Origin of the sequence: Macrococcus animalis (assembly GCF_047425875.1) — a bacterium.
Lineage (GTDB): Bacteria > Bacillota > Bacilli > Staphylococcales > Staphylococcaceae > Macrococcoides > Macrococcoides animalis.
Map to the genome: position 1 here is coordinate 522,959 of NZ_CP179727.1, position 25,398 is coordinate 548,356.

At 33.4% G+C, this 25,398-nt stretch carries 23 protein-coding genes; 3 read left to right on the forward strand and 20 right to left on the reverse strand.

The annotated features are described in order from the left end of the window. Positions 1-137 precede the first annotated feature (137 nt). Both ACMGE9_RS02700 and ACMGE9_RS02705 read right to left on the reverse strand, forming a co-directional pair. Positions 138-1,181 (reverse strand): sugar-binding transcriptional regulator, encoded by a 1,044-nt coding sequence (locus tag ACMGE9_RS02700; protein WP_414043720.1) that lies wholly within the window; start codon positions 1,179-1,181, stop codon positions 138-140. A 200-nt stretch (positions 1,182-1,381) separates the two neighbouring features. Beyond that, complete coding sequence (locus ACMGE9_RS02705; protein ID WP_414043721.1) at positions 1,382-1,639, reverse strand: glutaredoxin family protein; 258 nt, start codon at positions 1,637-1,639, stop codon at positions 1,382-1,384. A 224-nt stretch (positions 1,640-1,863) separates the two neighbouring features. Here ACMGE9_RS02705 and clpP point away from each other — a divergent pair, with 224 nt between their 5' ends. The 3 genes from clpP (at position 1,864) to ACMGE9_RS02720 (ending at position 4,886) form a co-directional block, all read left to right on the forward strand. After that, positions 1,864-2,457, forward strand: a complete 594-nt coding sequence (clpP, locus tag ACMGE9_RS02710; protein WP_414043722.1) for an ATP-dependent Clp endopeptidase proteolytic subunit ClpP — start codon at positions 1,864-1,866, stop codon at positions 2,455-2,457. 223 nt (positions 2,458-2,680) lie between these two features. Then, complete coding sequence (locus tag ACMGE9_RS02715; protein ID WP_414043723.1) at positions 2,681-4,051, forward strand: alkaline phosphatase; 1,371 nt, start codon at positions 2,681-2,683, stop codon at positions 4,049-4,051. A 76-nt stretch (positions 4,052-4,127) separates the two neighbouring features. Next, complete coding sequence (locus ACMGE9_RS02720; RefSeq protein ID WP_414043724.1) at positions 4,128-4,886, forward strand: hypothetical protein; 759 nt, start codon at positions 4,128-4,130, stop codon at positions 4,884-4,886. Positions 4,887-5,018: 132 nt separating this feature from the next. On the opposite strand, the gene whiA is transcribed toward ACMGE9_RS02720, so the two are convergent. The 18 genes from whiA to secA form a co-directional block, all read right to left on the reverse strand. Further along, on the reverse strand, positions 5,019-5,969 hold the full coding sequence (gene whiA / locus ACMGE9_RS02725; RefSeq protein WP_414043725.1) for a DNA-binding protein WhiA: 951 nt from the start codon (positions 5,967-5,969) through the stop codon (positions 5,019-5,021). 1 nt (position 5,970) lies between these two features. Next, positions 5,971-6,963 (reverse strand): gluconeogenesis factor YvcK family protein, encoded by a 993-nt coding sequence (locus ACMGE9_RS02730; RefSeq protein WP_414043726.1) that lies wholly within the window; start codon positions 6,961-6,963, stop codon positions 5,971-5,973. Beyond that, a complete protein-coding gene (gene rapZ / locus ACMGE9_RS02735; protein WP_414043727.1) occupies positions 6,950-7,852 on the reverse strand; it encodes an RNase adapter RapZ in 903 nt (300 codons plus the stop codon). The genes ACMGE9_RS02730 and rapZ overlap by 14 nt, the downstream gene beginning before the upstream one ends. An 88-nt stretch (positions 7,853-7,940) precedes the next feature. Then, positions 7,941-8,867 (reverse strand): thioredoxin-disulfide reductase, encoded by a 927-nt coding sequence (gene trxB, locus ACMGE9_RS02740; RefSeq protein ID WP_414043728.1) that lies wholly within the window; start codon positions 8,865-8,867, stop codon positions 7,941-7,943. A 55-nt stretch (positions 8,868-8,922) separates the two neighbouring features. Next, a complete protein-coding gene (locus ACMGE9_RS02745; RefSeq protein WP_414043729.1) occupies positions 8,923-10,341 on the reverse strand; it encodes a tetratricopeptide repeat protein in 1,419 nt (472 codons plus the stop codon). A 33-nt stretch (positions 10,342-10,374) separates the two neighbouring features. Further along, positions 10,375-10,857 (reverse strand): acyltransferase, encoded by a 483-nt coding sequence (locus ACMGE9_RS02750; RefSeq protein ID WP_414044434.1) that lies wholly within the window; start codon positions 10,855-10,857, stop codon positions 10,375-10,377. Further along, the gene (lgt, locus tag ACMGE9_RS02755) at positions 10,835-11,677 is read right to left on the reverse strand and encodes a prolipoprotein diacylglyceryl transferase (RefSeq protein WP_414043730.1); all 843 of its coding nucleotides are present in this window, start codon (positions 11,675-11,677) and stop codon (positions 10,835-10,837) included. Before lgt ends, ACMGE9_RS02750 begins: the two co-directional genes overlap by 23 nt. 1 nt (position 11,678) lies before the next feature. Then, positions 11,679-12,608 (reverse strand): HPr(Ser) kinase/phosphatase, encoded by a 930-nt coding sequence (hprK, locus tag ACMGE9_RS02760; RefSeq protein ID WP_414043731.1) that lies wholly within the window; start codon positions 12,606-12,608, stop codon positions 11,679-11,681. A 109-nt stretch (positions 12,609-12,717) separates the two neighbouring features. Then, entirely contained in the window at positions 12,718-15,537 is a 2,820-nt protein-coding gene (gene uvrA, locus ACMGE9_RS02765; protein ID WP_414043732.1) for an excinuclease ABC subunit UvrA, read from the reverse strand. A 4-nt stretch (positions 15,538-15,541) separates the two neighbouring features. Next, positions 15,542-17,521 (reverse strand): excinuclease ABC subunit UvrB, encoded by a 1,980-nt coding sequence (gene uvrB, locus ACMGE9_RS02770; protein WP_414043733.1) that lies wholly within the window; start codon positions 17,519-17,521, stop codon positions 15,542-15,544. Between the two features lie 116 nt (positions 17,522-17,637). Beyond that, positions 17,638-17,868, reverse strand: a complete 231-nt coding sequence (locus ACMGE9_RS02775; protein WP_414043734.1) for a DUF2198 family protein — start codon at positions 17,866-17,868, stop codon at positions 17,638-17,640. After that, positions 17,865-18,512, reverse strand: a complete 648-nt coding sequence (locus tag ACMGE9_RS02780; protein WP_414043735.1) for a YfbR-like 5'-deoxynucleotidase — start codon at positions 18,510-18,512, stop codon at positions 17,865-17,867. Before ACMGE9_RS02780 ends, ACMGE9_RS02775 begins: the two co-directional genes overlap by 4 nt. A gap of 22 nt (positions 18,513-18,534) precedes the next feature. Beyond that, positions 18,535-19,074, reverse strand: a complete 540-nt coding sequence (locus ACMGE9_RS02785) for a TlpA family protein disulfide reductase (RefSeq protein ID WP_414043736.1) — start codon at positions 19,072-19,074, stop codon at positions 18,535-18,537. Positions 19,075-19,221: 147 nt separating this feature from the next. Further along, a complete protein-coding gene (locus ACMGE9_RS02790) occupies positions 19,222-19,665 on the reverse strand; it encodes a CHAP domain-containing protein (protein WP_414043737.1) in 444 nt (147 codons plus the stop codon). Positions 19,666-20,016: 351 nt separating this feature from the next. Continuing rightward, complete coding sequence (locus ACMGE9_RS02795; protein WP_414043738.1) at positions 20,017-21,105, reverse strand: LysM peptidoglycan-binding domain-containing protein; 1,089 nt, start codon at positions 21,103-21,105, stop codon at positions 20,017-20,019. Between the two features lie 105 nt (positions 21,106-21,210). Continuing rightward, complete coding sequence (cccB, locus tag ACMGE9_RS02800; protein WP_414043739.1) at positions 21,211-21,528, reverse strand: cytochrome c551; 318 nt, start codon at positions 21,526-21,528, stop codon at positions 21,211-21,213. A 92-nt stretch (positions 21,529-21,620) separates the two neighbouring features. Further along, positions 21,621-22,722, reverse strand: a protein-coding gene (prfB, locus tag ACMGE9_RS02805; protein ID WP_414043740.1) for a peptide chain release factor 2 whose coding sequence is annotated in 2 segments (ribosomal slippage) — positions 21,621-22,658 and positions 22,660-22,722 — 1,101 coding nt in all. Because the reading frame shifts where the segments join, the coding sequence is not laid out codon by codon here. A 7-nt stretch (positions 22,723-22,729) separates the two neighbouring features. After that, positions 22,730-25,258 (reverse strand): preprotein translocase subunit SecA, encoded by a 2,529-nt coding sequence (secA, locus tag ACMGE9_RS02810; RefSeq protein ID WP_414043741.1) that lies wholly within the window; start codon positions 25,256-25,258, stop codon positions 22,730-22,732. Positions 25,259-25,398: the final 140 nt, after the last annotated feature.

The following is a 25,398-nucleotide window of genomic DNA, read 5'->3' on the forward strand; positions in this document are numbered from 1 at the left end:
ATGTACACAATAAGTATAAATTAACTATTAACATTACCTAATACAACAACACCTTAATTATAACCACAAATCTCTACAAAAGAAAAATATTACGCATGTAATTCTAGCTATTCTCTTTAATTTTAATACTTGAGCTATTATAGTACAGGCATTGCTTGTTGTTTAATTTGTTGCGTTAACCAATGTGCAACTGTTGAATCGATGATTAATATTGTATGTTTCGGTGCAACTTTTAAATATGCTTCAATAGCATGCTGTTTAGTACTACCACCTGCAACAGCAATAATTTTCATAGATTCGTTTAAATCATCCAATTGAATACCAATTGTTCTCACTTTATGAACAACCTCACCTGCTGCGTTAAAGTAATAACCAAATGCTTCGGCAACTGCTTGTTGTTCATCAAGCATCTTGAAATCATCATTTGAAGAATGTCTACGCTTAGCCATCTTCATAGCATCACCCACACCATGTATCAGTATGTTTGCGTGCTTTATATGATCAAGAACACGTTTCACAGAAGGTTCATTGACTAGTGTTTTATATGCTTCCTCACTCACTTGATCTGGCACATATAAAACTTCAAACTGACTTTTCCCATGTTCAGCCATTTGTTGAACAACAGCATTTGCTTGAAAAGACAAGTCTTCACCTAAACCACCACGTGCTGGTGTAAATGTTATGCGTTTGTTTAATGGCTTAAGTTGGTTTGCGACACTTAACATCGTTGATCCACCTGTAACTGATACGATATCACCATCTTGAACAATGCGTTGAAGTACGTTACTTGCTGCTTCACCGAGTCTGTTCTTAACAATGTCGTCTGTATCAACATTACCATTTACAACAATCACTTCATTTAAACCATAATGCAGTTTAATTTGTTGAGATAAACTTTCGAGTGCTGCATAACCTTCCATTAAAGATTGCAGTTCTGACAATAAGTCTATTCCTTCATCTGTAATCGTCATACCTTTAGAAGATATGTTGACTAAGCCTTGTGCTTTCAACAAATCAATCTCTGATCGTAAGACCCTTTCAGTAATCAATAAAATGTCACTTAAGGCTCTGCGACCAATCGGTTGATGAAGATGAATTGTATCTAAGATTAAATATCGTCGATACATCTTTTCAATTAAATCGGGAATCAGAAGTTGTTGAACCTTTAATAAATGATTCATGTGACTCCTCCTTTAATTGATAACGCTAATTGGACTCGTTTCGTCCCGCATGGGTCAAAAACCAACTTACGTTACAAAGCAATCATAACAAGCATTCATTTCTTTTGCAAGCATTAAGAAAAATTAAAAACGTTTACATTAAAAATTTTTATTATATTGTTCATAAGCAAGGTTAATAAACAGTTTACTTATGTAAATAACTACACATTATTAATGTCATCCGTAAAATATTCTATAATCGTTACGAAATCAACTTGCCCTTCTTGGACAATTTTTTGATTTGATCTGTCTATAAGTACTGGTACCCTCAAACAATATAAAGTATTCAATACCTCATTTTCTTCTATATTAACTTCTTCTATATTAAATTTGACATCTTCTTTTGCAAGATTGATTTGAATTTTAGCATCTTCACATAATCCGCAATTGGGTTGAATATACAATATTAATTCTTTCATTATAATCTCCCTCATCTAATCTTTATTTTTATGTTATCTATGTATTAAGTTATAAAAACGCAATGTTTAATATATTGTTGCGCTTCACTATGAATATATACTCACTACTATTATAATAGTATTAACAATGAATAAGAAATTTTTGAACACTAGTTCAAATCTTTGACTATATTTGACTTTATAGTGTATATTATTTTTAACAGTAAATAAGGAGGCAATATATTATGAATTTAATACCAACAGTAATCGAGTCAACAAACCGTGGTGAGCGTGCTTATGACATTTATTCACGTTTACTTAAAGATAGAATTATTATGTTAGGATCTGCTATTGATGATAACGTAGCCAATTCAATCGTTTCACAACTTTTATTTTTACAAGCACAAGATGCAGAGAAAGATATTTATTTATATATCAATTCTCCAGGCGGAAGCGTAACCGCAGGCATGGCAATTTATGATACGATGCAACACATTAAACCAGATGTTCAAACAATTTGTATCGGAATGGCAGCTTCAATGGGTTCATTTTTATTAGCAGCGGGTGCCAAAGGTAAACGTTTCGCATTGCCAAATGCAGAAGTTATGATTCACCAACCTTTAGGTGGTGCTCAAGGTCAAGCGACTGAAATAGAAATCGCTGCTCGTCATATCCTAAAAACACGCGAAAAATTAAATAGTATATTATCAGAACGTACAGGACAACCGATTGAAAAAATCGAAAAAGATACTGATCGTGATAACTTCTTATCTGCAGATGAAGCAAAAGAATACGGTTTAATCGATGAAGTAATGCATCCAATTGAAGAAAAGAAATAACGTCAATATTATTACTAAATTTCTTATGTTAATATTTAGTTATTCAAAGTCTAGACAATAATTGTCTAGACTTTTTTTACTTTCTATTTTTTTACTTTCTACGAGTACTAAAAAAAATAATAAATTAGTTTACAAAAAATTTACAAAATTCCACTACTGTATTTACAAAGATTTGATAAATTTATATTGCATTAAAAAACTAAAATATATTTGGAGGCTTACCATGAAGAAAATCAATAAAGTATTAGCAACAACTCTTACTGCTGGTTTATTAGTAACTTCATTACCAATTACAGATGTTTCAAACACTGCAAAAGCAGCAACTAAGGTATGTAAACCTAGTTCAACTCCTAAAAACGTTATTTTTATGATTGGTGACGGTATGGGTCCATCATTCGTTGCTGCACATAGATACATGCGTGATAACACCGCAACTAAAAAATTAGATAGAATTTCATTTGATGACTACTTATTAGGTGCACAAACTACTATCGCTGATGACGAGCATCAAAACATCACTGACTCAGCTTCTGCAGCAACTGCAATGAGTGCAGGTGTAAAAACTTATAACAGTGCTATCGCTGTTGATGTAAACAAAACAGAAGTTAAAACTGTATTAGAGCAAGCTAAATCAAAAAGAAAATCAACTGGCTTAGTTGCTACTAGTGAAGTAACTCATGCAACACCTGCTGCTTATGGAGCACATGATGAGTCTCGTAAAAACATGCCAGCTATAGCTGATGATTATTTCGATGAAATGATTAATAAACAACACAAAGTTGACGTTATCCTTGGTGGTGGTAGAGATTACTTCAAACGTTCTGATAGAAACTTAATTAAAGAATTTAAAAATGATGGATATAAATATGTTTCTAGCAAAAAAGGGTTATTAAAAGCAGCATCAGATTCTAAAGCGAAACAAATCCTAGGTTTATTCTCACCAGGAGGTATGCCAAAAATGATTGACAGAGACGCTAACATGCCTTCATTAAAGCAAATGACAAATACTGCAATAAAGAAATTATCTAAAAACAAAAATGGTTTCTTCTTAATGGTAGAAGGTTCTCAAATTGACTGGGCAGGTCATGCTAACGATATCACAGGTGCTATGAGTGAAATGCAAGATTTCGATGCTGCATTCCAAGAAGCAATCAAATATGCTAAAAATGACTGTAACACATTAGTTATCGCGACTGCTGACCACTCAACTGGTGGTTTATCAATGGGTCAAGGTGGAGAATATAACTTCTTCGTAGATCCAATCAAAAAAATGAAACGTACACCTGAATATTTACGTGCTCAAATGATGAAAGATGGTGCTAACATAGACTCTATCATCAAAGAAAATATTGGCTTCGAATTAGAGGCTGAAGAAGTTCAAAGCATTAAAGAAGCTGTAGCTGCTAAAGATGCTGTTAAAATTGAAGATGCAATTGAAAAACCAGTAAATAAAAGAAGTTTCACAGGTTGGACAACTGGTGGTCATACTGGGGAAGACGTATATATTTACGGATATGGACCAGGTAGTGAACAATGGCGCGGTAGCATGGATAACACAGATAACGCAAAACGTATCTTTAAATTCTTCAAATAATTTATTTATTTAAAGAATCCAGGCACATATTGTGCCTGGATTTTATTTTTATTTCTAATTCTAAAGGAGATTTTCTATGAAACATATATACCCTGTTATTTTCGCAATAGCTTTAATATTATCTGCATGCAATACACAAGTAGATACTGAAAATAAAAATGAATTCACAAAAAATGAAGAAAAAAAGAACAATAATAGAAATGAATCAAATCCAGAAAATGATGAACATAATCATGATCACAATAGTATTTCAAATGAAAATGGAAAAAAACCATTAACAGAACAAGAAGCTAAGAAAATATTTGGTGAGGTAAAAGAAATTAAACCTGGAACAATAAAAAAATACCCAGTCAAAGGTATCGTAACAAAGACTATTAGTAAAATTATCAAGGTCAATGATAATGATACGATTATTTATTCAGAAGATACTGGACATGGTATTCCAACAATTCCTGCTGGCGAAGGTCATGAATTCACAGCAATTTCTGAAGTTAATTATAAAGAATTGAAAATGTATATGCTGCAAGACGGTCGCTTTATAACTGCAAATCCAAAACACGTAGAAGTTGTTAGTTCTGATGATACTTCTCACTTCTATCCTAAATTTCAAATGCATAAAGAAGACTATAAATATTTAGATACGTTAAATAAAAAAGACCCCGACTATAAAGCATATGAAGATTATGCGATAAAATTTGGTTCAACACAGTATGATAGTAAGAAAGAACTATTAATGTTTACTGCAATTCATCAAGTTAATGATAAAACAGAAGGAAGTTTTGTAATAGAGGATACACCATTTCTATCTTTTGAGGACTTTAAAAAGTCTAAATAGGATTATTAAAAAGCATTAACTTTTTATAATTACGATATTTATAGCTAAATTACTTTTATATACTTAACTCACTCGTGCATTTAAAAATACTTTATCAATCTATTATTAAAAAATAAAACCCATTTTTGGGTTTTATTTTTTTAATTCAATTTGTTCACCTGACCTTAATTTATCTGCAATTTCATCAATTTTTCTTAGGCGATGATTAACCCCAGACTTCGAAATTACTCCCGTAGATACCATTTCTCCTAGTTCTTTCAACGATATATCTTGATGTAACACACGTAAACGTGCTATCTCTCTAAGTCGTTCAGGTAATTCATCAATTCCAATTTCCTGATCTATAAGTTTAATGTTTTCAACTTGACGCATAGCAGCACCTATAGTTTTGTTTAAGTTTGCAGTTTCACAGTTTACTAGTCGATTAACTGAATTACGCATATCACGTACAATACGTACGTCTTCAAATTTTAATAATGCTTGATATCCACCAATAATACTTAAATACTCAGAAATTTTTTCTGCTTCTTTTAAATAAGAGATGTATCCTTTTTTTCGTTCTAAAGTTTTCGCATTTAATTCATATTCATTCATTAAATCTGTCAGACCATGTGAATGACTTTCATATAAAGAGAATATTTCCAAATGATATGAAGACGTTTCTGGGTTATTAACAGATCCACCGGCTAAAAATGCTCCTCGCAAATAACTACGTTTACAACATTCTTTCGAAACTAAAGTTTTATCAACGATTTGTTTAAACTCACCATTGGTTAAAATTTTTAGTTCATCTAATATTTCCTTTGTTTTCATTTTTATTCTGCAGATATACACATTATTCTTCTTTAATTTCATCTTTTTACGCACAAGTAATTCAATATCTACACCGAATAATTTCTTAGTTAAACTGTACACTCTTCTTGCAATAGCTGCATTTTCTGATTGAACATTAATGACCCATTTCATATTTTGAATACTTAAATTACCATTCATTCTAATCAAAGCAGATAATTCTGCCTTACTACAACACATATCTGTTTCAATACGCGTTAATTCATTCTTCATTTCCGAGGCAAATGACACCTTACTCGCCTTCTTTCTGGCTAAACTCAATTGTACTGATTTCACTTAACGCTAGTTCATAAATCATATCTGCAAGTATTTCATTGTTATGTCGTACGATTCCATCTAAATTAATATCTACTAATTCTTTATCTGTAATGAGCTCAATACCCATCTTTCTAATGTTATCTGCATCACATACAACAAATGTTGAATTGTTACGTGCATAATTTTCGTGAATTTTGTGTTCAAAATTTACATCATTGGCAATGACAAACTGAATAAATGACGTGCCGACGTGTTTGTGAATAGCTTCAATATGGTCAGATACTGAATAGTCGATTGTTTCACCACGTTGTGTCATAATATTTGAAACATATAGCTTCTTCGCATCACTTTTGACAATTGCTTCTGCCAATTCTTCCAATACTAAATTCGGAATGATGCTTGTGTAGAGACTCCCTGGACCCATTACAATTAAATCTGATTCCAGTAAAGCTTCCACTGCTTCTTTCATTGGTTTAATATTTGAAGGTGTTAAAAATACACTGTCTATTTTTTTATCTTTCAGTGGTATTAATGATTCACCCACAACAATTTCTCCATCTTCCATAATTGCATTTAGAATTGGACTAGTATTGGTAGAAGGGATGACTGTTCCTTTGACATTAAGAATTTTACTTAACTCTTTTACCGCATGACCGAAATCACTTGTGACATCTGTCATTGCCGCAAGCATTAAATTTCCAACTGGATGTCCACCTAGCGTTTCATCATTAAAACGATATTGGAAAAGTTTTTCAAGCATTGGCTCAACATCACTTAGAGCTGCTAATACGTTTCGTACGTCACCTGGAGCAGGTATATCCATGACATCACGAATCTTTCCAGTACTTCCACCATCGTCTGCTACAGTAACGATTGCCGTAATTTCTACAGGATAATGTTTTAAACCTCTCGCCATTACTGATAATCCTGTACCTCCGCCAATCAAACAAATCTTAAGCCTTCTCATCTATAACACCTTCAATTAATGCATCTCTATGGCGAGTATTTAATTCAAAGTCAAAGAAGTCTATCAATTCGGTGCTAATACGTTCAGCAAGTGCAACTGAACGGTGTTGTCCTCCGGTACAACCAATTGCAATAACCACTTGTGACTTACCTTCACGCATATAACCGGGTATTACAAACTTCAACAAATCCATTAACTTTGTATAAAAAATGTCAGTCTCTTTCCATTTCATCACATAATCATATACTCTAGGATCCATCCCTGTTAATGGACGCAATTCTTCAATGTAGTATGGATTAGGTAAGAAGCGTACATCGAATACGATATCTGCATCAATTGGGATACCATGTTTAAAACCGAAGCTCATCACATTAATTGAAAAAATATTCTCCTTACCTGATCCAAATAATTCAATTACCTTTGAGCGTAGTGCTTTTGGTTTAAACTCAGTAGAATCAATAATATGTGTTGCAACGCCACGCAAATCAGCAAGCAAGCGACGTTCTTCATTTATTGCTTCAAGAGGCGTTCCACCTGAAGCGATAGGGTGTGTTCTACGCGTAGCTTTGTAACGTGATACAAGTACGCTGTCGCTTGCTTCAATAAATAAGACCTGTACTAGGATATCCGTTAATGTTGTTATATTTTGAATTTCTTCACGTAAGTTATCGAAGAAATCTTTACCACGTAAGTCTACACCAAGCGCAACTCGTGATAACGATTGATTATTGTCTTGCATTAGCTCAATGAATTTAGGTAACAAAATTGGTGGCAAGTTATCGACACAAAAATAGCCTAAATCCTCTAAACACTGAATCGCAACAGACTTTCCTGCTCCACTCATACCTGTTACGATAACTAATTTTTTAAAGCTTTCTTCATTATTCATTGATATCCCCCTCAAGACGCTATTACTTCTATAATACATGAATTCATAAAAATAGACACGCGAATGCGTATCTATTTTGTACTTACTATTAATCGTTTAATGATTCGATATAGTGTTGTGCATTTTGTGCTGCAATACTACCGTCGCCTGTTGCTGTTACTATTTGACGTAATTTTTTAACGCGAACGTCTCCTGCTGCATAAATACCTGGTACTTTTGTTTCCATTTCGTCATTAGTAACGATATAACCTACTTCATCTGTAATCCCTAAATCTAAAAATGGTTTAGTTAAAGGTTGCATACCAATATAAACGAATACACCGTCCGTTTCTACTGTTGATTCCACACCCTCTTTATCGACTAATGTTACAGAACTAACTTTGTTTTCTCCATTAATCGATTTTAATGTTGAATTCCAAATGAAATCAACTTTTTCATTTTTAAAAGCACGATCTTGTAAAATCTTTTGTGCTCTTAATTTATCTCTACGATGAACGATAGTTACTTTATCCGCAAATTTTGTCAAGTACACGCCCTCTTCAACCGCAGAGTCGCCACCACCGATTACCACTAAGTTCTTTTGTTTGAAGAATGCACCGTCACATACTGCGCAATATGATACACCTCTGCCGCCTAATTCTTGTTCGCCAGGAACCCCTATTTTTTTGTATTCAGCACCAGTGGCGATAATTAATGCCTTTGCTTTTAATTGTTTATCACCAAGATCAATAACCTTCAGATTACCTTCAACTGATACTGATTTAATATCACCATATGTGTATTCAGCACCAAACTTTTGAGCATGGTTAAACATTTTTGTTGAAAGATCTGGTCCTGTAATCAAATCAAATCCAGGGAAGTTTTCAACGTCCGCTGTATTAGCCATTTGACCACCCGGCATTCCACGTTCTACCATAATTGTTGATAAATTTGCTCTAGAAGCATATACTGCTGCAGTCATCCCAGCTGGACCTGCACCAACGATTACTACATCATATTCTTTTACTTCAGTCATTTTTAAACCTCCATTTTTTCGTTTCGTAAGTTCAATATACAATAGAATTTACAAATTAAATATTTTTTTGCTTGAAAGCATCATACACTTTAATAAAGTGATATCTTGTCGTTTTAAATTTCTCAATCACTTCACGTTTTGTAATTTTGTCATTCGATAATCTTATAAATAAGAAGTAACTTACTGCTGCGTACGCATTAATATTTTTTAAGTCCATCTTGGCATCAATTATTGCTTCTGCTTTTTCAATCCAATAATCAAACAATTGAATATCGTATGTTTCATCAAATAAGACTTTTAATCCTCTATGAATAAAATCAATTTTGATTAAATTAATGTTATGGAATATATAAGATAAATATAATTTTTCAAAGTCAGGCATACATTCTAAAATATCCCAAACTTGACGATTTATTATCAATGTCTTATCTCTCATTTGAGAAATTAGAAAAATACCTATTAAACGGTAGTTACGATCGACATGTTCTATTAAAGGAATTACTTCATCACTTAAATATTGTTGACCATCAGAAATTTGACGGGGACTTGGTCCAGGATCTGACACCATTTCATTTAAACTTGACCAAAAATGATCTGATTGTTTGTGATGTCCTAATGCAAAGCTATTAAAGCTTAATGCATGAAGCATTTGACTATTTACAAACTTACCTTTTTTATATAATGGAAGCAATAAATCCTGCGATTCTTCAAACTTCTTTAAGAAACTAAGTACAATACCAAGTTTAAACTTCTCCTCGTCATTAATTGGAACAATCTTTTTTAAACGCTTTAAATATAACTCATATTGTTCTATTTGATTCGTATTATATAATAGGAGCGTATAATGACATAATGCATGAATATCCGTGGCATTTTCAGAAAGTAATTGTTCAAGTAAAGCACTACTTTCATCGTACTGTCCAATAAATAGTAATGTCATTGCTTTTAAATTACGAATTTCAGAGCGTGCCTGAATATCAAATGGCTGATAATTAATCCAATCTAACGCTAATTCATAATGATAATTTTGGAAGAAATTTTGGAATATATAATGCACAACAAAACTTTCACATTCTTCTTCAACTTTAGATTGATCTTCGTAATAGACTTCAAAAAGTGACTGCAATTCATCTAAATAAGCAATATCATCTGCTATTAAACAGTAATACATTCCAAACAAAAACGCTTTATTCGGATCACGTCTTTTTACAAATAACTGACTAAGCTCATAAAATACATCAATACAATTAAAGTCTGTACTTAAAAATTTAATCAAAGTTTGTTCCGCATCCTCAAAGCGACCAATCATTATGAAACATTCTGCCAAACTTTTATTCACTTTCCATTTATTTTCTTTTTGTAGGGATTTAACATAGAATGAGATGGCCTCATCGTATGATTGTTGACTTTGTTTTTTTAAGCCAATTTTATAAAATTCATCTTCATTACTCGGAAATTTTATAACCTTATCCATCTCATTCACCCCTTATTCATGTTTTTCTTATTATTATACCTTATTTTTTATTATCATTGGATTACCATATGCAAATGCATTTGCCGGAACATCTTTCGATACGAGTGTCATAGCACCAACCACCGCATTATCTCCGATAGATACACCAGGTAAAACAAGTGTATTTGCACCGATTAATACGTTTGACCCAATTTCAATGTCCCCTATTCGATATTCATCGATTAAATATTCATGTGTCAAAAGTGTTGCATTGTATCCAATTACTGAGTTTCTGCCGATATAAATGCGTTCAGGAAACATTAAGTCTGGCATCACTTTATATGCCATTGATGTATTTTCTCCAATTGTCATCCCTAACAATGAGCGATACAAATAACGTTTTAATTTGACAGAAGGGCATATACGTCCCAGTTCAATGACAATAAAGTTTTTAGATACTTTTAGAAAAGAGACCGTCTTGTACATATGCCACAATGGATTCACATCTTTAGATTTAATACTTGATGTTCGGCGCATCATTTGAGCTCCTCATCGGATAATTCACATCTTTATATTTCGGTAATTGGTATTTAAAATGACGGTATACTAAAATGGCAATTGCACTTAAAATAATCGCAATCGAAATCATTTGTGCAATTCTTAAATGTTCCGTTAGCATCAAGCTATCTGTACGCATACCTTCAATAAAGAATCTACCAATTGAATACCAAATCGCGTAACCTAATAATGTTTGACCAATTTTCATATGCTTACGAAGCATAATTAATATTACAAAGCCAATTAAATTCCATAACGATTCATACAGAAATGTCGGGTGATAATACACACCGTCTATCTTCATATTGTTAATAATGAATTCAGGTATATGAAGATTTTCTAGAAAACTTCTTGACACCTCTCCACCATGTGCTTCTTGATTCATAAAATTTCCCCAACGACCAATCGCTTGTCCAAGAATTATACTCGGTGCTGCAATATCCCCCATTTGGAAGAATGATACTTTATTTTTACGTGTTAAAAAGTACGCCATACCGAGTGCACCGATTAAACCACCGTGAATCGCTATACCACCATTCATAATCATTGGTATTTCAGATAAATGATCTTTATAATATGACCATTCAAATGCAACGTAATAAATACGTGCACAAATGATACCTGAAATCACTGATCCAATAACTATATCAATCAAAGTATTCTCTGAAAAGTTTTTCTTTTCTGTTTCACGTTGTGCAAGTAAATAACCAAGTAATATTCCACATGCAATGATTATTCCATACCATCTAATTTGCACCGGTCCTAACTCTAACGCAATAGGGTCTATATTTAACAGCATATTAAATCTCCTTTAACGATTGATTTTTAATTTGGGCATTTAATCTGTCATTAAAATCTTTTGCTGTATTCGTACCCATTTTGTTTAATCGATAGTTCATTGCAGCTACTTCAATAATAACTGCTAAGTTACGCCCGGGCCTTACTGGCACTGTCTTTTTAGTAATCTTAGAGTCTAAAATCGTCAAAGTTTCTTCTACTAATCCTACACGGTCATAAGTCTTATCTTTCGCCCAAAATTCTAAATTAACGTTCAGCATTAATCGCTTCTCAGGTAACACACTTCCTGCACCAAATAATGTCATTACATTAATAATCCCTAGACCACGTATTTCTAATAAATGTTCAATTAACTTTGGTGCTTTCCCCATAAGAACGTTACGAGAAATTTCTTTAATTTCAACATTATCATCTGCGACAAGTCGGTGACCGCGTTTCACAAGTTCAAGTGCAGTTTCGCTTTTCCCTACTCCAGAGTCACCTGTAATTAATACACCAACACCATACACATCAACTAAAACACCATGCAAACTTGTTTCTGGTGCCAATTCACGTTCTAAATAAGATGAAATTTTATTGATAAGACTTGTCGTTACATCGCTACTACTAAGTAAAGGTGTCCCTTTACGATTACAAGCATCAATCAATTCTTCAGGTGCTTCAATATCACGTGTTAATATAATACATGGTGTTTCTTTACGACAAAGCTTTTGCATACGTTCTCTTCTATCTTCTTTACTTAATGTTTCGAAAAAAGACATTTCAGTAGTACCCATAACTTGAATCCTGTCTGATGAATAATGTGAGAAGAACCCTGCCATCTCTAAACCAGGTCGAGATATGTTTGTATTGATAATCGGAATTTCCATCGCTACATTACCAGCAATTATTTCTAAATCGAATTTTTCTATTAATTCTATGCTTGTTATCATCATAAACCTCCAATATCCAATACTTTAATATTAAATAACTTTCTTCAATATTACAATTTAAAACGATAAAGGGATACCAACAAATACAAAGTTGATATCCCATAAATTATTATCGTTCAACATGTCTCTTTAAATAACGCCCTGTATATGATGCATTTTCTTCCATGATTTGTTCAGGTGTACCTATTGCAATAATTTTCCCACCATTGTCTCCGCCTTCAGGTCCTAAATCAATAATATGATCAGCTGTCTTAATAACATCTAAATTATGTTCTATTATTAATACAGTATCACCATTCTCAACAAGCTTTTCCAGTACTTTTAACAGTCTTGCAATATCATCAACATGTAACCCCGTTGTAGGTTCATCTAATATATATAATGTCTTACCATTACTTCTTCGATGTAATTCACTTGCCAGTTTTACTCGTTGAGCTTCTCCACCAGATAACGTCGTTGCAGGTTGTCCTAATTTCACGTATCCTAAACCAACATCAACAATTGTCTTCAATTTACGTTTTATTTTGGGAATATTTTCGAAGAAATAATATGCATCTTCAACCGTCATATCTAAAATATCTGCTATATTCATGTCTTTATAAGTCACTTCTAAAGTTTCACGGTTATAGCGCTTACCATCACATACTTCACATGGTACATAAACATCAGGTAAGAAATGCATTTCAATCTTAATAATTCCATCTCCACGACAAGCTTCACAACGACCACCTTTTACATTGAAACTGAATCGACCTTTTTGGTAACCACGTAATTTCGCTTCATTCGTTTGACTGAAAACGTCACGAATATCATCAAATAGACCCGTATATGTTGCCGGATTTGAACGTGGTGTACGTCCAATTGGCGATTGATCAATATCAATAATCTTATCAATATGTTCAATACCCGTGACGGCGCTATGTGGTCCTGGCTTTGCTTTCGTTTTGTATAACTTTTGTGCGAGTGTTTTGTATAATACATCATTTACTAAACTACTTTTACCTGATCCCGACACGCCTGTTACCAACGTCATCATACCTAAAGGGATGTTTACAGAAACACCTTTTAAATTATTACTTGTTGCATTCTCAATGGTTATAAAACGACCATCAGGTTTACGACGCGTTTCAGGCATTGGAATTTCCTTTTTTCCACTTAAATATTGACCCGTTAATGATTTTTTATTCTTTTTGACCTGATTGGGTGTACCTTGGGCAACAATTTCTCCACCATGTACACCTGCACCTGGTCCAATATCTATTAAATAATCTGCTGCAAGCATTGTATCTTCATCATGCTCAACAACGATTAACGTATTGCCCATATCGCGCATCGACTTCAATGTATCAATTAATCTATCGTTATCACGCTGATGCAATCCAATTGATGGTTCATCTAATACGTACATTACACCTGTTAAACGGGAACCTATTTGCGTGGCTAAACGGATACGTTGCGCTTCTCCACCAGATAAAGTTCCTGCTGCACGATTTAAAGTTAAATATTCTAATCCAACATTGTTTAAGAAACTTAATCGTTCTGTAATTTCTTTTAAGATTAACTTAGAAATTTGCTGCTGTTTTTCTGTTAATTTAATATTAGTATAATATTTTAATCCTTCTCCAATTGAAAATTTAACAACTTGCCCAATGTGTACGTCATTGATTTTAACGCTCATTGCTTGTTTAGATAATCTGTAACCATGACAGGTATGGCATGCTTCGTCGACCAAATATTTACGCATTTGCTCACGAGTATATTCTGATGGACTTTCTTTATATCGACGTTCAATATTAGTTGCAACACCTTCATAATGCATAGTACGTTTACGTGTCACGCCATTATCTTGTTTAAAAGTAAATTCAATTTCGTCGCTATGACCAAATAAAATAATATCTTGTTCTTCTTTTGATAATTTTTCAAAAGGCTTTTTCATACTAATTTTAAAGTGTTTACATGCTTGCTTTAGCAATGTTGGATAATAATTAGAGCTGATGGGTTCCCACGGTAAAATTGCTCCTTTTTCAAGCGTTAATGATTTATCTGGCACAACTAAATCAATATCTACTGATAACTTTGTTCCCAATCCATCACAATCAGGACATGCACCAAACGGTGAATTAAATGAGAACATTCTCGGCTCTAATTTTTCAATTGAAAATCCACAAATATGACAAGCATGATTCTCCGAGAACTTCACTTGTTCTCCATCAATGACGTCAACAACAACATTACCTTCGGCCAAACGCAATGCATTTTCTAAAGAATCTGCAAGACGAGGTTCTATTCCAGGCTTTACAACTAAACGATCGACCACAACATCGATATCATGATTTTGATTTTTGTTTAGTTCAATTTCATCAGTTACATCAAATACTTCTCCATCAACTTGAATTCGTGCATAACCTTTCTTAGAAATCTCTTCTATTAATTTCTTATGCGTTCCTTTTCGCCCTCGGACTACAGGTGCGAATATTTGAATCTTCGTACGTTCTTTCATCTCTAATACTTTATCAACCATTTGTTGAATCGTTTGAGATTCGATTGGTACACCATGTTCTGGACAGAAGGGTGTACCGATTCGTGCATACAACAAGCGTAAGTAATCATAAATTTCAGTAACAGTTGCTACAGTACTTCTCGGATTTTTACTTGTTGTCTTTTGGTCAATTGAAATTGCGGGTGATAAACCTTCGATTACATCTACATCAGGCTTATCCATTTGCCCTAAAAACATTCTGGCATAGGCACTAAGTGACTCAACATAACGGCGTTGACCTTCTGCATAAATTGTATCAAAAGCTAAGCTAGATTTCCCTGAACCCGATAGACCAGTCATCACAACAAGTTTATCACGTGGAATTTCAATATCTATATTTTTTAAATTATGTGCTCTTGCACCTTTTACAATAATCGATTTATTCTTCATAATGTCACCCTTCAGCTTTAAGCTCAAATAATATATCTCTTAGCTCTGTTGCACGTTCGAAATCAAGCGCTTTGGCTGCTTCTTTCATTTCTAATTCTATCTTTTCTATCATCTCATTGCGCTCTTTAACCGTTAACTTTTTCTTTTTCTTAGTTGACTTAGGTAAATCATCTGTCACATCAACAGTCGCACTGATAATATCTCGAACTTTCTTGTTTATAGTCACTGGTGTAATACCATGTTCAGTATTATAAGCTTCTTGAATTTCTCGTCGACGATTCGTTTCATCTATAGCGACTTTCATAGAATCAGTCATTTTATCAGCATACATAATGACTTTTCCTTGGTCATTACGTGCTGCACGACCAATAATCTGTATTAATGAACGGTGACTACGCAAGAAGCCTTCTTTGTCTGCATCTAGTATTGCAACAAGTGATACTTCAGGAATATCTAAACCTTCTCGTAATAAATTAATTCCTACTAATACATCAAATACACCTAAACGTAAATCACGAATAATTTCAATTCGTTCTAGTGTCTTTATTTCAGAATGTAGATAATTAACTTTTATTCCCGCTTCTTTTAAATATGTTGTTAAATCTTCACTCATTTTCTTTGTTAATGTCGTAATCAGTACACGTTCATTCTTTTCAACGCGCTTTCTAATTTCTTCCATTAAATCATCAATTTGATGCTCTGATTTACGAACTTCTACAATAGGATCAAGTAAACCAGTTGGACGGATGATTTGCTCCACCATTTCTTCTGTATGTTCAATTTCATATGGACCTGGTGTTGCTGACACATATAAGAATTGATGACCTTTTTCTTCAAACTCTTCGAACTTTAATGGACGGTTGTCTAGTGCACTTGGTAATCTAAAACCATGATCGACTAGTACGTTTTTACGCGCTTGGTCACCATTATACATCCCACGCACTTGAGGAATTGAAACGTGACTTTCATCCATCATAATTAACCAATCATCTCCGAAATAATCTAGCAAAGTATATGGCGTTGCTCCTGGTGGACGAAGCGTTAAATGTACTGAATAGTTCTCAATACCCGAACAGAAGCCCATTTCACGCATCATTTCCAAATCATAATTGGTACGTTGTTCTAAACGCTGTGCCTCTAATAACTTATCTTCAGCTCTGAATTTTTTTAATTGTACTTCTAACTCTTTTTCAATACGCTCAATCGCTATTTGCATTTTTTCTTCTCTGGTTACAAAGTGACTGGCAGGGAAAATCGCAAAATGCTCGCGTTCTTTCAAGACCTCTCCCGTTAAGTAATTTATTTCGCGAATGCGCTCTATCTCATCTCCAAAAAATTCAATACGTACACAATGCTCATCACGTGATGCTGGGAAAATTTCTACTACATCACCTCGCACTCTGAATGTACCGCGTTTAAAATCAATATCATTTCGACTATATTGAATGTCTATTAACTTACGTAATAATTGATTACGTTCAATCTCCATACCTACACGCATGCTTACTACCATATCTTTGTATTCTTCAGGATTCCCTAATCCATATATACAACTAACAGACGCAATAATGATAACATCATCTCGTTCAAACAAAGCACTTGTTGCTGAATGTCGTAATTTATCGATTTCATCATTAATCGATGCATCTTTTTCAATAAAAGTATCTGTTGATGGTACATATGCTTCAGGTTGATAATAATCATAGTAACTTACGAAGTATTCAACTCTATTATCAGGAAAGAACTCTTTAAACTCACTATACAATTGACCTGCTAATGTCTTATTATGTGCCATAATTAATGTTGGTTTACCAACTTGTTTAATAACATTACTCATTGTAAACGTCTTACCTGTACCTGTTGCTCCAAGTAACGTTTGATGACGCTTACCAGCTTTAATACCTTCTACAATCTTTTGAATCGCCTCTGGCTGATCTCCAGCAGGCTCGTAATCTGATTTAATAACAAACGGATGATGTTCCATATATGCCCTCCTTATCGATAATATTTTACCAAATATAAATAAAAAAATACAAACATTTGTTCGCTCTTTGAATTCAGATACAAAAAACAGCTAAAACAAATCAATGTCTTTAGCTGTTAGTCTTGTCCGTTATCTAATTCGTAAAAATCTACTATTAGATATCCTATTATTAAACTCATCGTATCCAAAAATACAATCATTTGCGAATGAAAAAAACCTTTATATACTGATACACCAATAACAATTGTCGAAAGTATCATGCCCGTATATTTATTGCGCACAATCATGCTGAACACAATCACCATTATGGCAGGTAACAGCAATGCTATCCAATACCACAAAGTCATAAATCCGACTCTTTTACTTCTAAAATAGATACCGTTAACTCTTTTAACTCTGAACGAGGTATAAATTTCTCTTGTAACATTTCAGGTAAAATATTATCTAGAAAATCTTGTACACAGTTTAAATGTTTAAATTTAATAATCGTACGTAAGCTTTTTTCATAAATTTCAAAGAATAAAGGTTCAGGATTACGTTTTTGAATTTCTCCAAACGACTCATATAATAAATCAATCTTATCTGCAACCGAAAGAATCTGCCCTTCAATCGTTTCATCTTTACCCTCTTTTAAACGTTCGTGATAAATAGCGCGATATTCTTCCGGAAATTCCGAATTAATAAATCTGGCAATCATTTGTTCTTCGACATCACTAAATAACTGTTTTAATTCTTTGGAAGCATATTTCACTGGTGTTTTTATATCACCTGTAAAGATCTCTGGATAATCATGGTTTAAGGCTTTTTCATAAACACCTTTCCAGTTAATTACTGCGCCATGATATTCTTCTACTGTCGCTAAATACTGTGCAATCTTCGTCACTTTAAAAGAGTGACTCGCAACATTATGTTCTTGATATTTAAATTTACCAGGACAACGAATCAGTTTCTCTAAGTCTGATAAACTTTTAAAATATTGATGTACACCCATATGAATCACTCCTTAATAATAGTTAGTCAATACCATCTAAAATGATATCTAATTTCTTGCGGCTCAATTCACCAACATACGTTTTTAATACTTTACCATTTTTATCAACAAAAATCGTCGTTGGTACATTATTAATTTTATTTTTTTTCATTTGATTTTCTCCTAATATTAGCATAGGATAAGTCGCGTTGTATTTTTCAATGAATGCTTCACGATTCTCATCATTATCCTGCACATTCATTCCAATTAAGCCAACGTGATTTGGCTTTTCTTCATCATATTGAACCAATTCAGGCATTTCTTCGTTACATGGCCCACACCACGATGCCCAGAAGTTAATAATCGTAACCTTATGGTTTAAGTGTGTTTTTATTTTTGTTTTTTTATTGTTCATATCTGATACAATAATGTTACTTATATTTTGATTATTTATGGGATGATTATGCGTTGTAACATTTATCCCTTCGTCTGATTCAGCATTAAACTGCGACACTTGATAAATACTATATCCCGCAAGCCCTAAGAATATTAACAGTAGTATTACGGTAATTAAATGTTTCATATATCCACCTCTAAACTTATTAAGTCTATCATAACGCACTTATATGTAAGTTTAAACCTATGAAGCTGAATATACAAAAAAGAGAACAAACAAAATTAATTTGTGCGTTCTCTTTTCTATTACAATAATTATATTCTCATAAATCTATTAATAAATGTATTGGTAATATCTTTTTTGGTATTTAGAAATAACGCGATATGTCTTAATACCTTGACGTGGGAAATTCATTTCCGATACTAAAATTGACCCATTACGATATGTTCTTTCAACGACGGCAACGTGTCCGTAATAACCACTTTGTGAAACTAATACAGAACCCTTAATTGGGGATCTTCTTACTTTGTAACCCGCATATCGTGCTTTATATGCCCAATTTGCTGCGTTGCCCCAATATTTACCTACTGGACGGCCCAACTGTGCACGACGTTGATATGCATAATACGCACAACTTCCCCAGTAATATGGATTTGAATAATAACCATAAGAACCAGCTTCCGCTGTTTTTACTTGTGTTTGTGGTGTGATATTTGTAAGTTCGGCAGTAGTTAATAACATCATAGCAGTTATAAATGATAAAACGATTTTTTTCATGATTTCTTTTTCCTCCGATTGATTTTTTCTTGATTCATCTATGTTTAATTAACAATTTATTTATCAACAAGAATGATAATACCACATAAAAAGAATTTAACTTTCAATGTTACTCATATGTAATATAAGTGTTACCTCCCTAGAGAAACATTTCAAATATGTTACAAATAATGTAGCGATATGTAACACTTAAGTGGATTAATTCACTTTTATTACAACTTTACAAACAAAATATTATTTCATATTTTCAGAAAAATGAGTATAATAACAAAAAACGTACGAGGATAACCTTCGTACGTTTCAAGAAGTATTTATTATTATAGTGATTCTTTACAAAATCCATATATACCATTAATAACGATAATATCCTGTAATCGTTCCTTTAATATAACTCACCGCTCGTTGTCCTACTCCTACTTCAGGATTTAATGCATCAACCATTTGACCATTCCCAATATAAACTCCGACATGACTACCATTATTGAAAAATACTAAATCACCTGGCTTTGGAGTTGACACACGTGTACCAACTGCCATTTGGCTATATGTCGTACGTGGGATTGATATTCCCATAGCAGCATATACTTGTTGTGCAAACGAAGAACAATCTACAGCCGTATTCGTATTGGCACCATATACATATGACTTTCCAGCTGCAATACGATGTGCAATCTCTCCGACATGATTTGAAACTTTTCTTGGTTCTTCATCCAATTGATGATTCACAGAACTTTCTATAGATGCCCTGTCTTCCGCATGATCTTTCAAAGTAATATCACGTGCAGCATATATTGTTTCTTCAATATCGTATGCATCATCTACTATTGTATTATTAAAATAATTCACTTCAGCATTGTTAGAATTAGTATTATTTGTAGAATCACTTAATTCAATATGCATCGTGCTTCTATCAATTGCTTCGTTATTAAATTCACGTTCTGATTCGGCATTTTGTATTCCACGACTACGTGTGAATTCTTCGTTAAGTACTTCGGCATTAATATCATTAACAAATTTAGCAGTTGTAGGTGATAATGCAGGTGCAATACGTCTCGGTGAATGAATACGCTCTTGAGATTTACGGTATGCTTTTTTTGAGACAATAATTTTCTTACCAAGTCGTAATTCACTTGTTGATAACTCATTCCAAAATCTGATTTCAAAAGGTGATACCTTAAATTGTTTCGCAACACTTTGAATTGTGTCACCTTCTACCACACGATAATAATCATGTGATGCAATCTTGATTTTTTGTCCAGGTAATACTTTATTATTTTTTATTATATTCAATTCTTTAAGTTGCGCAACGCTTGTGCCATTCTCTTTTGCGATTGAATAAAGCGTATCACCAGACTTCACTTGGTAATTATTCGCATGTGCTTGTGTTGCAATTGCGGTAATTGCAGTAGACAAAGCCACTGTTAATAATATTCTTTTCATTTAATACAATTGCCTCCTGAAAAACACTCATCTTTTTGTATTAGATACTAACATTCTATAATTATGATAAATCCTGATCAAATTTATGCAGTTGGAATAATATCTTTACTTCTGTTTTGCTAAATATTTGGCAATATTTTCAGCATCTTCACCTTTAACTAAGTTCTTCGGCATTGAACCTTTACCATTTTTAATGATATCCAAAATTTCTTGTTCAGAATATTTCCCACCGACCTTTGCTAAATTAGGTCCACTACCACCTTCTAAATCTTTACCATGACAACCAATACAAGAACTGTTTGCAAATGCTTCTCTACCAGGATCATTTGAAGTTGCTTTATCCACTTCTTTCTTTTCCTCACCATTACCGCAAGCTCCAAGTACTAACGCAGAAAGCGCAATTCCTGTAAATAATTTTTTCATGATAATACCCCCATAATTTTTTATATTACTTTAATTATACTAAAAAAAGAGAGAGAGACAAATTTTTGTCTCTCTCTTATGATTAATAATTTTTACAACTGTGATTTTAAATAAGCATCAATAAATAAATCTAAATCGCCATCCATTACTGCACCCGTATTTCCAGTTTCTGCATTCGTACGATGATCTTTTACCATGGCATATGGATGGAAAACATATGAACGTATTTGAGAACCCCAACCGATTTCTTTTTGTTCACCACGGATTGCTGCAAGCTCGGCCTCTTGTTCTTCAATTTTACGTTGATATAATTTTGCTTTTAACATTTTCATAGCTTGGTCTCGGTTCTTAATTTGTGAACGCTCATTTTGACAAGTCACAACTATTCCCGTAGGTGCATGCGTAATTCGCACTGCAGAGTCTGTCGTATTAATATGCTGACCTCCAGCACCGCTAGCGCGATACGTATCAATCTTAATATCCTCAGTATTAATTTCAATTTCGATATTATCATTATCGAGTTCAGGTGTTACTTCACATGATACAAAAGATGTATGACGTCGACCAGATGAATCAAATGGAGAAATACGCACTAAACGATGCACACCTTTTTCGGCTTTTAAATAGCCATAAGCATTATGACCTTTTATTAAAATTGTAACGCTCTTAATTCCTGCTTCGTCTCCTGGTAAGTAATCTAGTGTTTCTACTTTAAATCCACGTTTATCAGCAAATCTTTGGTACATACGAAGTAACATCTCGCCCCAATCTTGAGACTCAGTACCACCAGCACCTGGATGTAATTCTAAAATCGCATTATTTGCATCAAACTCACCATCTAATAACATCTTTAATTCAAAAGCATTCGTATCATCTGAAAGAACCTGAAGCTGTTTGATCAAATCTTCTTCGCTATCTTTATCTGATTCTTCTTTTAACATTTCTATTAATACTTCAACATTCTCAAACTTTTCTTCCAAAGCATTAAAGCCATTAACAACTTCTTTTAATGCATTATTTTTGTTAATAGTATCTTGGGCTTTATCACCATTATTCCAAAAGTCCGGATCCACCATCATTTCTTCGTATTCTTGAATATTCGTCTCTTTTTCCTCTAAGTCAAAGAGACCCCCTAAAACTATCTAATTTTTCTTTTATAGTTATTAATAAGTTGTTAATTTCAAATTGTTCCATACAAACTCTACTCTCTTCCGTGACAGTTTTTATATTTCTTACCACTACCACATGGACATGGTTCATTTCGTCCAATTTCTGGTTCTGATTTTGTTTTAGGTTGTTTTTTTACTTTTTCTTTCCCATCATTTGCAACCATCGCTTGTCCAACTGCTACTTGTTCACGCTCAACATGTTCATCTTTTTCAACAATTGATTTTAAAACATATTTACTTACATCGTCCTCAATATTTTCAAGCATTGCATCAAACATAGTTAAACCTTCGTTTTGATATTCACGCAATGGATTAATTTGTCCGTAACTTCTTAAATGTATACCAGTACGTAGTTGGTCCATTGTATCAATATGATCTGTCCACTTCATATCAATTGTACGTAATAAAATCATTCGTTCAAATTCTAAGAATTGATCACCTAACTGTTCTTGTTGGTATGCATATTGCATATCTACAGCTTCCATCACAATATCATAGATTTCATCATTATCACGACGCTTAATATCTTCAATATTCAATGCACCTTCAGTTAAATACATATCTTCCACGTAATTTGTAAAAGCTTCATAATCATTAGATTCCTCATCACCTGCAAAGTAATAATCTACTGCACGGCGTACCGATTGTTCAATCATTCCACGAACCATTTCTGAACAATCCTCAGTTTCTAAGATTTCATTACGCTCTTCATAGATTATTTCACGTTGTTTACGTAATACATCATCGTATTCTAATATTCGTTTACGACTATCGTAGTTGTTTCCTTCAACGCGTTTTTGTGCTGACTCGACTGCTTTAGAAACCATTTTTGATTCAATTGGAGCATCGTCGTTCATCCCAAGTTTCGTCATCATCGCTTGCATTCTTTCTGATCCGAAACGGACCATTAATTCATCTTGTAAAGATAAATAGAATCTAGAATATCCTGGGTCACCTTGTCGACCAGAACGTCCACGTAACTGATCATCAATACGACGTGATTCATGTCGTTCAGTACCAATAACAGCTAAACCACCTAATGCTTGAACACCTTCACCAAGTTTAATATCCGTACCACGACCAGCCATGTTTGTAGCGATTGTTACTGCTCCTTTTTGGCCAGCATACTGTACTATCTCTGCTTCACGTTCATGGTTTTTTGCGTTTAATACGTTATGACGAATACCACGTTTTTTAAGTAAATCAGAAATATATTCACTCGTTTCAACCGCAACAGTACCTAATAATACAGGTTGCCCTTTTTTATGACGCTCAATTACATCATCAACTACTGCATGGAATTTACCTTTTTCAGATGCAAAAATTAAATCTGCTGCATCCTCACGTGCGATTGGTTTATTCGTAGGAATTTGTGTAACTGCCATATTATAAATATTCATTAATTCTTCTTCTTCAGTTTTTGCAGTACCTGTCATACCTGATAACTTGTTATACATACGGAAGAAGTTTTGGAAAGTGATAGATGCCATTGTTTTAGATTCATTTTGAATTTCAACAGCTTCTTTTGCTTCAATTGCTTGGTGAACGCCCTCTGAGAAACGTCGTCCTGGCATCGTACGTCCAGTAAATTGGTCAACGATAACGATTTCACCATCTTGAACAACATAATCAACGTCTTTCAACATTGAACGGTTGGCTTTTAAAGCAATATTAATATGATGCATTAAATTTACATTCTTAACGTCATATAAATTTTCAACTTTGAACATCTTCTCAGCTTTATCGATCCCTTGCTCTGTTAATTGGATCCCTTTAGTCTTCTCATCATAATTATAATCTTCTTCATCTTTTAACATCTTCACGAATACATTAGCTTGAATATATAGACTATTCGATTTCTCGGCTTGTCCTGAAATAATCAACGGTGTACGGGCTTCATCGATTAAGATTGAATCGACCTCATCTATAATGGCAAAGTTCAATGGACGCATTACACGCTCTTCTTTATACGTCACCATGTTATCACGTAAGTAATCAAAACCTAATTCATTATTCGTACTATAAGTGATATCCGCTGCATATGCATCACGTTTCTCTTCAGTTGATAGTTGATTTAAATTCACACCAACTGTTAATCCTAAGAAATTATAAAGTTTCGCCATTTCTTCTGCTTGCGTACTCGCCAAATATTCGTTGACAGTAACAACGTGTACCCCACGACCAGTTAGTGCATTTAAATAAACAGGCATAGTCGCTGTTAACGTTTTACCTTCCCCAGTTCTCATTTCAGCAATATCACCACGGTGTATTGCTGTCCCACCCATAATTTGAACATTAAATGGTGTCATTCCTAAAACACGCTTTGACGCCTCACGCACAATTGCAAATGCCTCTGGTAAAATATCATCTAAAAATTTTTCCTGTTGTCTATAGTCTTCAATTTCTTTTAATTCAGCTTGAAATTTCGCTGTTCTATTTTTAAGGTCTTCATCAGTTAATGAAGCAATTTCTCCTTCAAATGATTCTACTTTTGAAGCAATTTTAGATAACGATTTAAGTTCTCTTTTATTGCCATCTAACATCTTTTTAACGAATCCCATAATGTTCTCTCCTTTTAATACGTATACATACGTCTACAACTAATAATAATATCACTTATCGTGATTTTATTAAAATATTTCGTATATTTCAAAGTATATTTAAATTTTAACATTTATTAATATTGTATAAATATTATGAA